The 13,456-nt window shown below is 57.5% G+C and carries 13 protein-coding genes; all 13 read left to right on the forward strand.

Annotated features, from left to right (window positions below; genetic code table 11):
• Positions 1-273: 273 nt before the first annotated feature.
• The 13 genes from GOW48_RS20130 to GOW48_RS20190 all read left to right on the forward strand — a co-directional run bounded on the left by GOW48_RS20130 (position 274) and on the right by GOW48_RS20190 (position 13,432).
• Positions 274-1,572 carry a hypothetical protein gene (locus tag GOW48_RS20130; RefSeq protein ID WP_234899552.1) on the forward strand — a complete coding sequence of 433 codons (1,299 nt, stop codon included), beginning with the start codon at positions 274-276 and terminating at the stop codon, positions 1,570-1,572.
• Complete coding sequence (locus tag GOW48_RS20135) at positions 1,529-2,695, forward strand: cytochrome-c peroxidase (protein WP_170356492.1); 1,167 nt, start codon at positions 1,529-1,531, stop codon at positions 2,693-2,695. The genes GOW48_RS20130 and GOW48_RS20135 overlap by 44 nt, the downstream gene beginning before the upstream one ends.
• A 10-nt stretch (positions 2,696-2,705) precedes the next feature.
• Positions 2,706-3,422 carry an MbnP family protein gene (locus GOW48_RS20140; RefSeq protein ID WP_170755891.1) on the forward strand — a complete coding sequence of 239 codons (717 nt, stop codon included), beginning with the start codon at positions 2,706-2,708 and terminating at the stop codon, positions 3,420-3,422.
• Positions 3,423-3,556: 134 nt separating this feature from the next.
• Complete coding sequence (locus GOW48_RS20145; protein ID WP_170755892.1) at positions 3,557-4,198, forward strand: Crp/Fnr family transcriptional regulator; 642 nt, start codon at positions 3,557-3,559, stop codon at positions 4,196-4,198.
• Between the two features lie 65 nt (positions 4,199-4,263).
• Positions 4,264-4,464: a YgaP family membrane protein gene (locus GOW48_RS20150; protein ID WP_170755893.1), complete on the forward strand. Its 201-nt coding sequence runs from the start codon at positions 4,264-4,266 to the stop codon at positions 4,462-4,464.
• A complete protein-coding gene (locus GOW48_RS20155) occupies positions 4,461-5,075 on the forward strand; it encodes a rhodanese-like domain-containing protein (protein ID WP_170755894.1) in 615 nt (204 codons plus the stop codon). The genes GOW48_RS20150 and GOW48_RS20155 overlap by 4 nt, the downstream gene beginning before the upstream one ends.
• Before the next feature lie 308 nt (positions 5,076-5,383).
• Complete coding sequence (locus tag GOW48_RS20160) at positions 5,384-6,409, forward strand: ABC transporter ATP-binding protein (protein ID WP_331251842.1); 1,026 nt, start codon at positions 5,384-5,386, stop codon at positions 6,407-6,409.
• Positions 6,397-7,494 carry an ABC transporter ATP-binding protein gene (locus tag GOW48_RS20165; protein ID WP_170755896.1) on the forward strand — a complete coding sequence of 366 codons (1,098 nt, stop codon included), beginning with the start codon at positions 6,397-6,399 and terminating at the stop codon, positions 7,492-7,494. The genes GOW48_RS20160 and GOW48_RS20165 overlap by 13 nt, the downstream gene beginning before the upstream one ends.
• Positions 7,491-9,002 (forward strand): ABC transporter substrate-binding protein, encoded by a 1,512-nt coding sequence (locus GOW48_RS20170; protein ID WP_170755897.1) that lies wholly within the window; start codon positions 7,491-7,493, stop codon positions 9,000-9,002. The genes GOW48_RS20165 and GOW48_RS20170 overlap by 4 nt, the downstream gene beginning before the upstream one ends.
• Before the next feature lie 60 nt (positions 9,003-9,062).
• Positions 9,063-10,007 (forward strand): ABC transporter permease, encoded by a 945-nt coding sequence (locus tag GOW48_RS20175; RefSeq protein ID WP_170755898.1) that lies wholly within the window; start codon positions 9,063-9,065, stop codon positions 10,005-10,007.
• Between the two features lies 1 nt (position 10,008).
• Positions 10,009-10,872 (forward strand): ABC transporter permease, encoded by an 864-nt coding sequence (locus GOW48_RS20180; RefSeq protein ID WP_234899551.1) that lies wholly within the window; start codon positions 10,009-10,011, stop codon positions 10,870-10,872.
• A gap of 15 nt (positions 10,873-10,887) precedes the next feature.
• A complete protein-coding gene (locus tag GOW48_RS20185; RefSeq protein WP_170755900.1) occupies positions 10,888-12,681 on the forward strand; it encodes a gamma-glutamyltransferase family protein in 1,794 nt (597 codons plus the stop codon).
• 1 nt (position 12,682) lies between these two features.
• A complete protein-coding gene (locus tag GOW48_RS20190; RefSeq protein ID WP_170755901.1) occupies positions 12,683-13,432 on the forward strand; it encodes a DUF1028 domain-containing protein in 750 nt (249 codons plus the stop codon).
• The last annotated feature ends 24 nt before the right edge of the window (positions 13,433-13,456 follow it).

Here is a 13,456-nt window from a genome sequence, read left to right on the forward strand (position 1 = left end):
CGCAGCCCGTACATTTCGGGCAAAACTCGCGATTTAGTAGCTAAGGTTTGCACTAAAACAGCCATCATTCACGCGGCAACCTCGAAATTTTGAGTGGGGTGCGTTAAGGTTTGTGTGCACAGAATAATCGCAAGACGCTATCGTCTTAGACATGTGCCAGCATTTTCGGTGTGTTGAAGATGCGATCACTGGCGGTCAGGCAAATGTTCCGTGCAGCCCTTAGAAGGAGGGTTTTACGTTTGTTTTCGTGTAAATATTGGGGGGGAAATCAATATGAAAACATCAAGGATACTCAGCGCGTTTGCTTTGCCGATTTTAATCGCTGCGGGCGGAACATCTCTACTGGCTGAAAGTGCTCGCGAAGAAAGTCAGGGTATGGTTTTGCTGCGCGGACTGCCAACTTTGGACACGTCGCACAGTGTCGCGATTGTCGAGCTTGATCCGGAATCCGAAAACTTCGGGAAAATACTCAGCGAAGCCGAACAACCGGATATGGCTGAGCCGTTTCATCACTTGTATTACAGTCCGAATGGTCGCCTGTATGCCACCGGGCTTGACCCAACATGCAGTTTGGCAGAAATCGGTCTTGTCCGCGATTCCAGCGGTGCGCCACAGGTCTCAGGTTTTGAATGTCTAGACACCGCGGGCCAGATGGTCGGCGAAGACATCATGTGGACCACGTCGAATGGGTCTGAGTACATGTTTGTCACGTTCATGGGTGGCCTTGGGGGCGACGACGGTGGGTCATTAGGTGTGTTTGATCCACAGACGAATGAAGTCGTAAAAGTCATTGAGGCCCGTAAGAGCGAGATCGCTGAGGGTGCGCCTTACATCATGTATCCCCACGGGATTTCGGCGTTTGAAGATCGTATGGTGATCTCGTCAACAGTCCATCCTGACCTGGCGACCGGAGTTGGCAATTCAATCACGGTAATCGATCTCAATACGCTTGAACCTATCCAGACAATTACGGTCGAAGGTGAGACACCGATTGGCTTTCCTTCATCTCCGGTCGAGGTGCTTTTTGCCCGCCCGTCGATCCACCCAGAGATCGAACCAGCGGTCATGGTGAATACGATGTTTGGCTTTGAAACCTGGTCCATCCCTTACGATGCGGCGACTAAGACGTTTGGCGAAGGCAAAGTGATCTATTCCGGCACTGAAAACGGCACAGGCGTGCCACTTGAGTTCTATGGAACCGAGGATGAGCTGTTTATCAGTCACGCTCTGCCGGGTGTCGTAAAGCGCTACGACTTGTCGAAGCTGCCTCAGCTTGTCTCGTCTGGTCCTGATATCGTTGCCGATCCAGGTGCGCATCACATGATCTTTTTCACTTCGGCGTCTGGACGCGATCTGATCGCCGTTCAGAACAACCTTTTGAACCTTGGAAATGCTGAAGCGAATGATCCGACGGATGTCGATTTTATCGCGTCGGTCAATGCCAACACAATTACCGTCCATGATCTGGAAACCGGAGAACGTCTGGGCACGGTGAATTTCAAAGAAACGTACCGGAAAGGGGTCGAAAATGTCGAAGGCCTGTTTGGCTCGGGCTTCGTACATCACCACTAGGCTGCGTTCTTCCAAGTCCAAAAAGGCCGTTTGCACCGGGCTAACGGCCGTTTTGGCTTCGGTGCTTTTTGGTTCATTTGATGGTCAGGGCCATGCCGATCCTACGCCGATAGAGGGCTTTCAAGCACCCTTTGTATTTGGCCGGTTCACGGTACCCGCCGACAACCCGCTGACGGAAGAAGCCTTTGAGCTGGGTCGAAATCTGTTTTACGACCCGATCCTGTCGGGTGACAACACGATGTCTTGTGCAACCTGTCACGAACAGGCTCGTGGGTTCACAGATGGCCGCGCGCGGTCGGTTGGGCATAACGGTGAAGAACTGGACTTCAATGCAATGGCCCTAGGCAATCTGCTTTGGGGGCCGCAACTGTTTCTATGGGATGGACGCAGCCCAAGCCTTGAGCATCAGGCCCTGCAACCTTTGCTTAACCCGATTGAGATGAATCAGCCTCTGGACGCGTTGTTGGATGAGTTGAGTGCTTCCGCCCACTACCAAGAAATGTTTGACGCTGCTTACGGCGAAATCTCGGAACAGGCCGTTTCCAAAGCGCTGGCGACATTTGTTCGACTGTTGATTTCCGCCGACAGCAAATATGATCGTTACCTGCGGGGTGAAATCAAGTTGAACGATCAGGAGGAGCATGGGCGCAAACTGTTCATGGCGCATCCGGATGTGAAAACGTCACTGCGCGGAGGGAACTGTATCGATTGCCATAGTCAGTTTGTCACCGCCGGATTTGCCGAAGGGTTTGATGGGTTCAGCAACAACGGTTTAGACCCCGATACAGACCTAAAGCCCGGCCTGAGTGCCACGACCGACTACGATGGTGACCATGGAAAGTTCAAAGTACCCAGCCTGCGCAATATCGCAGTCACCGGTCCTTATATGCATGATGGGCGTTTTGAGACATTGCGAGAGGTTTTGAACCACTACAATGAAGGTATCGTCCTCAGCAGTACGCTTAGCCCGCTGATCCTCGAGGCAGATAATGAAGTGGCCGACCCGACACAGGCATTGGGGCTGCAACTGACCGAAGTGGAAATAGATGCAATCATCGCCTTTCTGCACACGCTCACGGACGAAGCATTCTTGTCAAACCCAAAGTTTTCGAACCCATTTTAAGGTGCTGTTCATGATCAATCTTCTAACGGCAAAACGACAGCTGATGGGGGCAGGGTTGGGTCTGACCTTGTGGAGCGCGCAGGTTGCGGCTCAATCTCCGATGACGCTTGAATTCCACGCGATGAACGGTGACGCGCCTTTCATTTTCGATGAATTTGTCCATTCCGATCCAATTGGGGGGGAACCTTTTCGCCTGCGCGACTTTCGATTTTTTCTAAGCAATGTGGTGTTTTCCGATGGCACCCGGCAATTTGCGGTTCCCGAAAGCTATTACCTGATCAGGTTTGATGGCCGTAGCCAAACATATGAGGTAACTATCCCGGAAATGCCCTTGCAGACCGTCTCGGAAATCTCCTTCGCCATCGGTCTGGATGCTCAGACCAACGGGTCGATCACGCCGCGCGGAGATGTAGACCCGAACAGCCGCATGGCGTGGAATTGGGAGATCGGCTACAAGTTCGTACTGGCCGAAGGCGCTCTGCGCGGGGCGGATGGGCTTATTCCTCTGGTCTACCATGTCGGGTTTGACGAGAATATGCGTGAGCAAAGCCTTGCTTTAAACCTTGAGAGCGGCGCGCGCGAAATTGCATTTGATGTTGATATAATGGCGTTGTTCGACGGCGAAACCCGGCTTGATCTCTCGGCCTTGCCGACTGTGAAAATGGATCGGGATGATGCCTCAGCGTTGGCTGACAATTTTGCCGGTTTGGTGAAGCCGCGGAAATAGGGCTCGCAAGGGCAGTCCCATTTGGGAATTTGAGTCACTTGCCCCGCCAGACGTGGATTTGTCACAGGCGGTATGGGTTTTTCCCAAAGCGGCCAGCGCTTAAGTTCGAGTCATCGCAAATCGGAGCTACCTACGTGACGCATCAAAGTTGGAGCACAGCCATACTCGACCGGCTGGAAGCTGAAGGGACGCGCATGACAATCCCTGACGGAGCGCAGTTGTTTGCTCCGGGTGCCTACGGACAGGTTTTTCTGATTGTCCGGTCGGGGATCGTGCGCGTTGAACAAACCAGCCCGTCTGGTCGCACGGTGGTGCTGTACCGCGTTGGTCCCAATGATAGCTGTGTGATGACGACATCTTGTATGTTGTCCGACATTCCATATTCCGGTTTTGGCTATGCCGAAGGGGCAGTGACCGCACTGGCGATTGGCCGGGACCGGTTCAACGCGCTACTGGCTACGGACTCGGGCTTTCGCGCTGCGGTTTTCATGGCATTTTCTCAACGGATCGTCGAACTGTCCGAAGTCATCGACGACCTTTTGCTGAACCGTATGGATCAGAAGCTGGCGCAGTGGTTGCTGGATCAGGGCAAAGATGTCCCCGACATTCACACCACTCATCAGCGAATTGCCACTGAGCTGGGCAGCGCACGCGAGGTGATGTCGCGTATTCTCAAGGATTTCGAACACCGGGGATGGGTTGCGTTGGAACGGGGTGTAATCCACCTGCAGAATCGTTCTGCATTGCAGTTGCACGCAAAATCCGGGTCTGTGTGACCTCGTCACATATAGCCAAGCCAAAAGCTGCGAATCTCTTCCCAGATCATCAAGGAGATTCGATCATGCAATTCACATCCAACGTAGGCTCTATCGACCGCGCATTGCGTCTGATCCTGGGGACCGCGCTGATCCTCTTGGCTTTAACTGGCACTGTTGGCCTGTGGGGCTGGCTGGGCGCGGTGTTTGTCGTTACAGCCTTCGTCAAGTTCTGTCCGATCTACGCGATGCTGGGCCTATGCACCTGCGGAAAGGTCGGCCAATGACCCTGCGCACACCTCCGTCACGCAGGGCCGTTCTGGGTATGGGGATCGCGACGGCGCTGGCGTCACCATCGTTGGTTTCAGGGGCCAGTTCGATTGAAACCTCGGTCGATCCTGCGCGCCTATCAGGCCGGCAACGGACTCCATTGGGTTTGTATTTGACACCGCAGGCCGCATTCGCGGCCCTGCAGCGGGATAGTGACATCTTGTTCGTTGACGTACGCGACCCGATCGAAATTTCCTTTGTGGGCCACCCCGAGGGATTGGACAAGATCATTCCACTGGGCATTGTCACCCACCAAGTCGATCCGCAGAGCGGTCAGTACCAAATGAAAAATAATCCCAATCTGGTGGCCGAGTTTGATGCTTTGTTGAAACAGCAGGGGAGATCGCGGCAGGATGCCGTTTTTGTCACTTGTCGGTCAGGGGCGCGGTCTGCGGTCGCGACCCGTCAACTGGCCAAGGCGGGTTATACAAATGTCTGGAATCTGATCGAAGGGTTTGAGGGTGACAAGAACGCTCGCGGTGTACGTGCGCTTAATGGTTGGCGCAATGCGGGATTGCCATGGGGGTATCGTTTGGGCCCCGGTGTGGCATGGCAGGGCGCGATTTAACCTTGTTGTTGCAACAGGTATAGGGTTGCCTACCCCTAACCACGAGGTGTGGCGTCGAAACTGAATACGAGGCCACACCCTTTTGACGTGTGAACCCAACGACCGGGGTGCGGCGTTTGGTACAATTTTAATCAACAGATCAGTTTGGGTTTTCAGTCCGCCGTTTTGTGGGAGTTATTGAGTGCTTAAAAGGCGGGCGCAAATTCGTGGATCGCGTCTGACGGCTGGAAAAACTGCACCAAAGCGTTGACAAGTATTTTTCAAAGATGCAACCAATTGCACATTGGTTTAATAAAAAGGTTGCGCCTGTGCCCACACCAAGTGTCCGCACCACGCCTGACACAAGCGTCGAAATCCTGAAGCTGTCCGCCTTCAGCCTGTCGTTTCGTGGCCAGCCCACTGCTGCGGTCGACGACTTGAGCCTGAGTGTTTCAGCGGGTGAAACGCTTTGCATTGTCGGCGAGTCCGGTTGCGGTAAGTCCGTAACCGCCATGGCCTTGATGGGTCTGTTGCCGCGGGACGTCATCGAAATTCCATCAGGACGGTTGGACTTCGAAGGACGCAGCTATGATTTGCGCTCGGAACAGCTTGATGCCGCCACCCGAGGCGACAGGATGGCCATGATCTTTCAAGAGCCGATGACCTCGCTCAACCCCGCCTTCAAGATCGGGGATCAGATTACAGAGGCCGTTCTGCACCATCGCAATTGTAGCCGTGCCGAGGCCGATGAAGCTGCTCTGACCATGCTGCGGCGCGTAGGTATCCCGGCCCCTGAGCAGCGGCTGAACGAGTATCCTCATCAGTTGTCTGGTGGGATGCGGCAGCGGGTGATGATCGCGATGGCGTTGATCAACAATCCCTCGCTGCTGATCGCGGATGAGCCGACCACGGCCCTGGACGTCACGATCCAAGCCCAAATCCTTGACCTGATCCGGGAACTTCAGGCTGAAACAGGAATGGGTGCCGTTTTCATTACCCACGATCTGGGCGTTGTCGCTGAAATCGCAACGAATGTGGCAGTGATGTATGGCGGACAGATCGTCGAAAGCGGCCCGGTAGATGCAGTGTTCGATGATCCGCAACACCCCTACACCATTGGCCTCATGAGCTCGGTCCCGCGCATGAGCCGATTTCGCGACAGGTTGATCACTGTGCCCGGCACCGTGCCTGCGCTGGCGGACATGCCGCAGGGTTGCCGCTTTCGCACGCGCTGCCCCTTTGCGACCGAGGATTGCGCCGATCGTCCAGTGCTGTCTGATGTCGGGGAAAACCACGCAGTGGCTTGCCACTATGCCCCGCTGGAGCAGCTCAAGGGGGTCAAATGCGCGATGTAATCCTTGAGGCACGAAACCTCACCCGTCATTTCACACTGGGCACCGGCCTGTTCGAGCGCAAAACCAAAGTGCGCGCGGTCGATGGTGTTTCTCTGTCGGTGCATAAGGGCGAAACCTTTGCCATCGTCGGAGAATCCGGTTGCGGTAAGTCAACGCTTGCGCGGCTGTTGATGCGGCTGGATCGCCCGACCTCGGGTCAGGTTCTGTTTGACGGGCAAGAGGTTCAGGACCTGCCCCGCCGTGACATGGCCCCGCTGCGCCAACAGATGCAATTCGTGTTTCAGGACCCGTTCTCGTCCCTGAACCCCCGAATGACGGTGGGCAAATTGGTCGGCGAACCGTTAGAAGTTCACGCGCCCGAGCTGGGTGAGGACGCGCGTCGTCAAAAGGTGGCCGCGTTGTTGGCACAGGTCGGATTACTGCCAGATCACGCCAACCGATATCCGCACGAGTTCTCGGGCGGTCAGCGGCAACGGATCGGAATTGCGCGCGCGTTGGCCTCGGGTCCTCGGCTGCTGATCGGGGATGAACCGGTCTCGGCTTTGGATGTGTCGGTACAGGCGCAGGTGGTAAATCTGCTGAACGATCTGAAAGAGGATCTGGATCTGACGCTGGTCATTATCGCTCATGATCTGGCCGTTATCCGGCATATGAGCGACCGCATCGCTGTGATGTATCTGGGGCAGGTAGTTGAAACCGGCCCTGCCGATCAGGTGTTCGAGGAACCGCGCCACCCCTATACGCACGCGCTTTTGTCAGCCATCCCGGAACCCGAACCGGGGCGCGAACGCGATCACATGGCGCTGAACGGGGAGACACCCAGCCCGTCCGCGCCACCAGCAGGGTGCAGGTTTCACACCCGCTGCCCCTTTGCGCAAGACAACTGCCGGACCACACCCCCGGTTCTGGAGGACGCAGGCAGGGGCCATCACGTCGCCTGCCATCATTGGAAAACCATACCAGAGGCTGGAAAACCGGCCCCGCCCCGACGCCGCAGCGCCGGAGCAGAAGAGCGGTTCGCGCTCTATCGCGCGGCTGTCCAAACGCCCCCGGCTTCTGCCGAAAACAGAGAGGAAACACCATGAATGTCTTGAAAACCGGTCTGTTGGCCGGACTGCTCGGCGCAACCGCGCTGAGCGCGCAAGCCGCCGATCTGCGCATCGCCCTGCAATCCGACGCCGACGTGTTGGACCCCGATCAGTCGCGCACATTCGTTGGTCGCATCGTCTATGCTTCGATGTGTGACAAGCTGGTCGACATCACCCCTGAGCTTGAGCTGATCCCGCAACTGGCCACCGGCTGGGAATGGAGCGAGGACGGCAAAGCCCTGACCATGACCCTGCGCGAAGGCGTCGTGTTCCATGACGGCACGCCCTTCAACGCACAAGCCGTTGCCGACAATATCGACCGGTCGCAGAATCTTGAGGAGTCGCGCCGCAAGTCCGAGCTGAAGTCCGTGACCGGTGTCGATGTGGTCGATGACTATACCGTTCGTTTCAACATGGCCGCGCCCGACGCGACCCTGCTGGCGCAATTTGCCGACCGCTCGGGCATGATGGTTTCGCCAACGGCAGCCAAGGCGGCAGGCGCGGATTTTGGTCTGAACCCAGTCTGCTCGGGCCCGTTCAAGTTCAAGGAACGCGTCGCTCAGGATCGTATCGCGCTCGAGCGGTTCCCTGATTACTGGAACGCGGATGAGATCCATTTCGACAGCGTTACCTTCCTGCCGATCCCGGACACCACCGTCCGTCTGGCCAACCTTCAATCGGGTGACATCGACATGCTAGAACGTCTGGCCGCGACTGACCTCGCGCAGGCCGAAGGTGATGGCGGGATCAACGTTGAACGCGCCGTTTCGCTTGGATATCAAGGTATTACCATCAATGTGAACAATGGCGAAAAGGGCGATAACCCGTGGGGCAATGACAAACGTCTGCGTCAGGCGCTCAGCTATGCGCTGGACCGTGATGCGATCAACCAGGTCGTGTTCGAAGGGGCTTTTGCACCGGGCAACCAGCCCTTCCCGCCCACGTCTCCGTGGTACGACGCCGATCACCCGGTGCCCGCGCGTGACGTGGAAAAAGCCAAGGCTCTGCTGGCCGAAGCGGGCTTCCCCGACGGGATCGACCTTGAGGTTCAGGTTCCCAACACCACCGTTCCGCTACAACTGATGCAGGTCGTGCAGGCCATGGCGGCCGAGGCCGGAATCAGAATCGAGATCACGTCCAAGGAATTTGCCACCCTGTTGGCCGATCAAAGCGCCGGTGACTATCAGGCCAGCCAGATCGGGTGGTCAGGTCGCGTCGACCCCGATGGTAACATCCACCAGTTCATGACCACCGGTGGCGGCATCAACGACAGCCACTATTCGGACCCGAAAGTGGACGAGATGCTGAACAATGCCCGCGCCTCGACCGATTTCGATGTGCGCAAGGCGGACTATGACGCAGCTCGGGACATTCTGGCCCAGGATATGCCCATTGTGTACCTGTATCACCAGACATGGATCTGGGCGCTTGATGATGGCCTCTCGGGCTTCACCCCCTATCCGGATGGGATGATCCGGCTGGAAGGCGTGAAACTGGAGAAATAAGCCACTCACGGCCCGCCCGGTCCTCCAGCCGGGCGGGTATTTTAACCGAAAGCCCCTGTTATGCTGTCTTTCATTCTGCGTCGCATCCTGATTGCGATCCCCACGATCTTGCTGATCTCGATCTTCGTATTCAGCCTGCAAAAGCTGTTGCCCGGCGACCCTGTGCTGGCCATGGCAGGCGAGGAACGCGACCCCGAAGTTCTGGAATTCCTGCGCGAGAAATATCGTCTGAACGACCCCATTCCGGTGCAATATCTGACATGGGTCGGGAATGCATTGCAGGGGGATCTGGGCATTTCGCTGCGCACCAATCAGCCCGTGACCGAGCTGATTGCGGAAAAGCTGCCGGTGACGATCCAGCTTGCCATCATGGCGATCCTGTTTGCGCTGGTGATCGGGATACCGGCGGGAATTCTGTCGGCGGTCAAGAAAGGCACTATTACGGACTACATTGCCAATATCGTGGCTCTGTCCGGGCTTTCCATTCCGAATTTCTGGCTGGGGATCATGCTGATCCTGCTGGTTTCCGTGAAACTGAACCTGCTGCCAGCCTCAGGCTATGTACCCCTGTCCGAGGACCCTGTGAAATCCATCACCGCCATGCTTATGCCCGCCTTTGTGCTGGGTACCGCACTGGCCGCGACGCTGATGCGACATACCCGGTCGGCGATGCTGGGTGTGCTGAAATCCGACTATGTCCGCACTGCACGTGCCAAGGGTCTGTATGAGCGCCGCGTGGTGCTGAAACACGCCTTCCGCAACGCGCTGACCCCGATTGTGACCCTGACCGCCTTGCTGTTTGGAGAGCTGATTGCAGGTGCCGTCTTGACCGAACAGATTTTCACCATTCCCGGCTTCGGCAAGATGGTCGTCGATGCAGTGTTCAACCGTGATTACGCTGTGGTGCAGGGCATCGTGCTGGTCACAGCCGTGGGGTTCATCGTGATGAACCTGTTGGCTGACGTGGCCTATGTGCTGTTGAACCCCCGTCTGAGGAATGCGTGACATGGCCCTAGCTGATCCCATCCTGTCCCGCCGCCCGGAAAATCGGGTCTGGAAGAAATTCCGCACGCACAAAAGCGCCATGCTGGGCGGTTTTCTGGTTACGTTTTTCGTGCTGATTGCCCTTCTGGCCCCGATCCTGCCGGTTCCCGACCCGGCGACGACCGACTGGGGGGCGGTGCGCAAACCACCCACCGCAGCGCATCCATTCGGCACCGACGAAATCGGCAGGGATGTCCTGTCCCGCATGATCTGGGGCGCGCAGGCGTCGCTGCTGGCAGGTGTTGTCTCGGTCGGGATTGCGGTGCTTCTGGGCGTCCCGCTTGGCATAATCGCGGGCTATTTCGGCGGCTGGATCGATGCCATCATCTCGCGCTGCACTGAGGCCCTTTTGGCGGCTCCGTTCCTGATCCTCGCCATCGCTCTGGCGGCGTTTTTGGGGCCGTCCCTGACCAACGCGATGATCGCTATTGGCCTGTCTGCGACCCCTGTCTTCATACGCCTGACCCGTGGGCAAGTGCTGTCGGTTCGGGCCGAGGACTACGTCACCTCAGCCCGTGCCATCGGCTTGCCGACCTCGAAAATCCTCAGCCGCTACATTTTCCCCAACGTGCTGCCGCCGGTTCTGGTGCAGGCCACTCTGACCATCGCCACCGCCATCATTGCCGAGGCGTCATTGTCCTTCCTTGGCCTTGGGCAGCAGCCACCTGCGCCCAGCTGGGGCTCGATGCTGAACACGGCGAAAAACTTCCTCAATCAGGCCCCGTGGATGGCCATGTGGCCGGGCATTGCAATCTTCCTTGTGGTGCTGGGGTTCAACCTTCTGGGCGATGGGCTGCGCGATGCGCTGGACCCGCGCGAACATTGATTTCGGAGACTAAGAATGACTGAATTCACCACCCGCCCCGAGATCCGAGGCACGTTTGGCGTCGTCACCTCGACCCATTGGATCGCCTCGGCTGTGGGCTTTGGCATTCTGGAAAAGGGCGGCAATGCGTTTGACGCCGCCGTCGCCACCGCGATGACACTACAAGTGGTCGAACCCCATCTGAACGGGCCCGCAGGCGATTTGCCTGCCATTATCCACTCGGCCGAAACTGGCAAAACGCAGGTTCTGTGCGCCCAAGGGCCTGCACCTGCCGCAGCCACGATTGAACATTACACAGGGTTGAGCCTGAACCTGATCCCGGGTTCGGGGCTGTTGGCCACAGTCATCCCCGGAGCTTTCGATGGCTGGATGCTTATGCTGCGCGATCACGGCTCGTTACCGCTGCGGGACGTCATGGAACCTGCCATCGCTTATGCGCGGGATGGTCATCCCGTGCTGCCGCGTGTTGCACATACAATCGACGGGCTCTCAGATTTTTTTGAAGACGAATGGCCCAGTTCGGCGGAAACCTGGATGCCCGATGGCAAAGCGCCCGAGCCGCACAGTATTTTCGCCAATCCCGATCTGGCGGTGACCTATGAGCGAATAGTGACTGATGCCGAAGCCGCGCATGGCGATCGCACTGAACAGATTGATGCCGCCCGACGGGTATGGCGCGAAGGATTCGTCGCCGATCGTATTTTCGACTACCTGAGCGACGCCAAGGTCATGGATGTCTCAGGTCAACGCAATGCAGGGGTCATGACCCGTGCTGACATGGCGAATTGGGAGGCGACTTACGAGGACACGCTGACCTATGAATACCACGGTTGGACGGTCCACAAGACACATGCCTGGAGCCAGGGTCCGGTCCTTTTGCAAACTTTGGCGATCCTCAAAGGGATAGAACTTGGATCGATGGACCCGAACGGGGCCGAGTTCGTCCATACAGTGATCGAGGCGATGAAGCTCGCCTATGCCGATCGCGAGGCCTATTACGGCGACCCCGATCACAGTGATATTCCAATGGACTATCTGCTGAGCGACGAATACGCCGCGGAACGTCGTGCGATGATTGGCGTAGATGCTTCGCAAGACCACCGCCCGGGTCGCGTCCCCGGGTTTGAACATTTGGCGGATGCCTATGTCGCCCGCGCGGCGCAGGACTTTTCGGTCAGAACCGGAGCGAGCGCGGGCGAGCCGACGATGTCTCACCTGACTGAAAAACGTGGCGATACGGTGCATCTCGATGTGATCGACCGTTGGGGTAATATGGTTGCGGCAACGCCATCGGGAGGATGGTTGCAAAGCTCTCCGGTCATTCCGGGTCTGGGATTTCCGCTCAATAGCCGGGCACAGATGTTCTGGTTGGAACCCGGCTTGCCGACCTCACTGGCGCCAGGGCGCAGGCCCCGAACGACACTGACGCCCAGTTTGGCTGAAAAGGGCGGCGTCCAGCTGGTGTTCGGGACGCCTGGCGGAGATCAACAGGATCAATGGCAACTGATCTGGTTCCTGCGGTTCGTGCATTTCGGGCTGGAATTGCAGGAATGCATGGACGCGCCGCTGTTCCATTCGACGCATTTCCAGGGGTCATTCTACCCGCGCGCCGCAGCGCCCGGTGAGATGATGATCGAGGCAACCTTTGGCGATGCCGTTATTGAGGATCTGCGCGCACGTGGCCACAAGGTCACTGTGGCTGATCCCTGGACGGTTGGACGCCTGACAGCGGCCTTGCGGGAAAAAGACGGATCAATGCGCGCGGCGGCAACGCCGCGTTTGATGCAAGCCTATGCGGTAGGACGTTAAAATGACCTATTCTTTGATTGCAAAAGACCCAGAAACCGGTGCTATCGGCCTGATTGTGGCCAGCCGCTTTTTTGCCTGTGGTGCGCGTGTGCCCAATGTTGGTCCGCACTGTGCCATAGCCTCGCAAGCATTCTCAAACCCGGTTTGGGGCACCGAGGGGTTGCGGCGTCTTGAAGCCGGAGAGGCCGCGCAATCGGTACTGGATGATCTGGTTGCTCGTGATACCGGCCGCGATGCAAGACAAGCGCATCTGATGGATGCGCAGGGCAACTTTGCGGCCTATACCGGGTCGGCCTGTGTCGAGTGGGCGGGGCACCGGATTGGTCAAACACATTCGGTCGCCGGCAACATGCTGGTTGGGCCAGAGGTTGTGGATGCGACCTTTGAAACCTATGCCTCTGAAACCGCGCTGCCGTTTCCCGAACGTCTGATGGCCGCGATGGAGGCAGGAGAGCGCGCAGGTGGCGACAAGCGTGGCAAGCAAGCTGCTTGTCTGGTCATCAATCGGGGCGAGGCACATTCCTGGTTGGATATGCGCAGCGATGACCATGCCGATCCGCTGGCCGAGTTGAGACGCCTCTACGACGTAGCCGGTGAGCGTTATCTGCATTTCGCCGAGGCGATGCCGAGTGAACGGAACTTCTCGGGCAATCCTGATCGCACCGCATTGGACGCCGCAATTGCCGAGGCCGAGGCCAAACGTCAGGCTGAAGGACGGGTTAGCCGTTCACTGGCCACCGATCCGGCGTGATGCATGGGCGGGGTTGACCTTTCC

It is taken from the genome of Ruegeria lacuscaerulensis, assembly GCF_013033355.1.
GTDB classification, from domain to species: domain Bacteria; phylum Pseudomonadota; class Alphaproteobacteria; order Rhodobacterales; family Rhodobacteraceae; genus Ruegeria; species Ruegeria lacuscaerulensis_A.

Coding starts and splice junctions, on each gene's coding strand:
- GOW48_RS20130 (WP_234899552.1), top strand. CDS start 274: ATGAAAACATCAAGGATACTCAGCGCGTTTGCTTTGCCGATTTTAATC.
- GOW48_RS20135 (WP_170356492.1), top strand. CDS start 1,529: ATGTCGAAGGCCTGTTTGGCTCGGGCTTCGTACATCACCACTAGGCTG.
- GOW48_RS20140 (WP_170755891.1), top strand. CDS start 2,706: ATGATCAATCTTCTAACGGCAAAACGACAGCTGATGGGGGCAGGGTTG.
- GOW48_RS20150 (WP_170755893.1), top strand. CDS start 4,264: ATGCAATTCACATCCAACGTAGGCTCTATCGACCGCGCATTGCGTCTG.
- GOW48_RS20155 (WP_170755894.1), top strand. CDS start 4,461: ATGACCCTGCGCACACCTCCGTCACGCAGGGCCGTTCTGGGTATGGGG.
- GOW48_RS20165 (WP_170755896.1), top strand. CDS start 6,397: ATGCGCGATGTAATCCTTGAGGCACGAAACCTCACCCGTCATTTCACA.
- GOW48_RS20170 (WP_170755897.1), top strand. CDS start 7,491: ATGAATGTCTTGAAAACCGGTCTGTTGGCCGGACTGCTCGGCGCAACC.
- GOW48_RS20175 (WP_170755898.1), top strand. CDS start 9,063: ATGCTGTCTTTCATTCTGCGTCGCATCCTGATTGCGATCCCCACGATC.
- GOW48_RS20180 (WP_234899551.1), top strand. CDS start 10,009: ATGGCCCTAGCTGATCCCATCCTGTCCCGCCGCCCGGAAAATCGGGTC.
- GOW48_RS20185 (WP_170755900.1), top strand. CDS start 10,888: ATGACTGAATTCACCACCCGCCCCGAGATCCGAGGCACGTTTGGCGTC.
- GOW48_RS20190 (WP_170755901.1), top strand. CDS start 12,683: ATGACCTATTCTTTGATTGCAAAAGACCCAGAAACCGGTGCTATCGGC.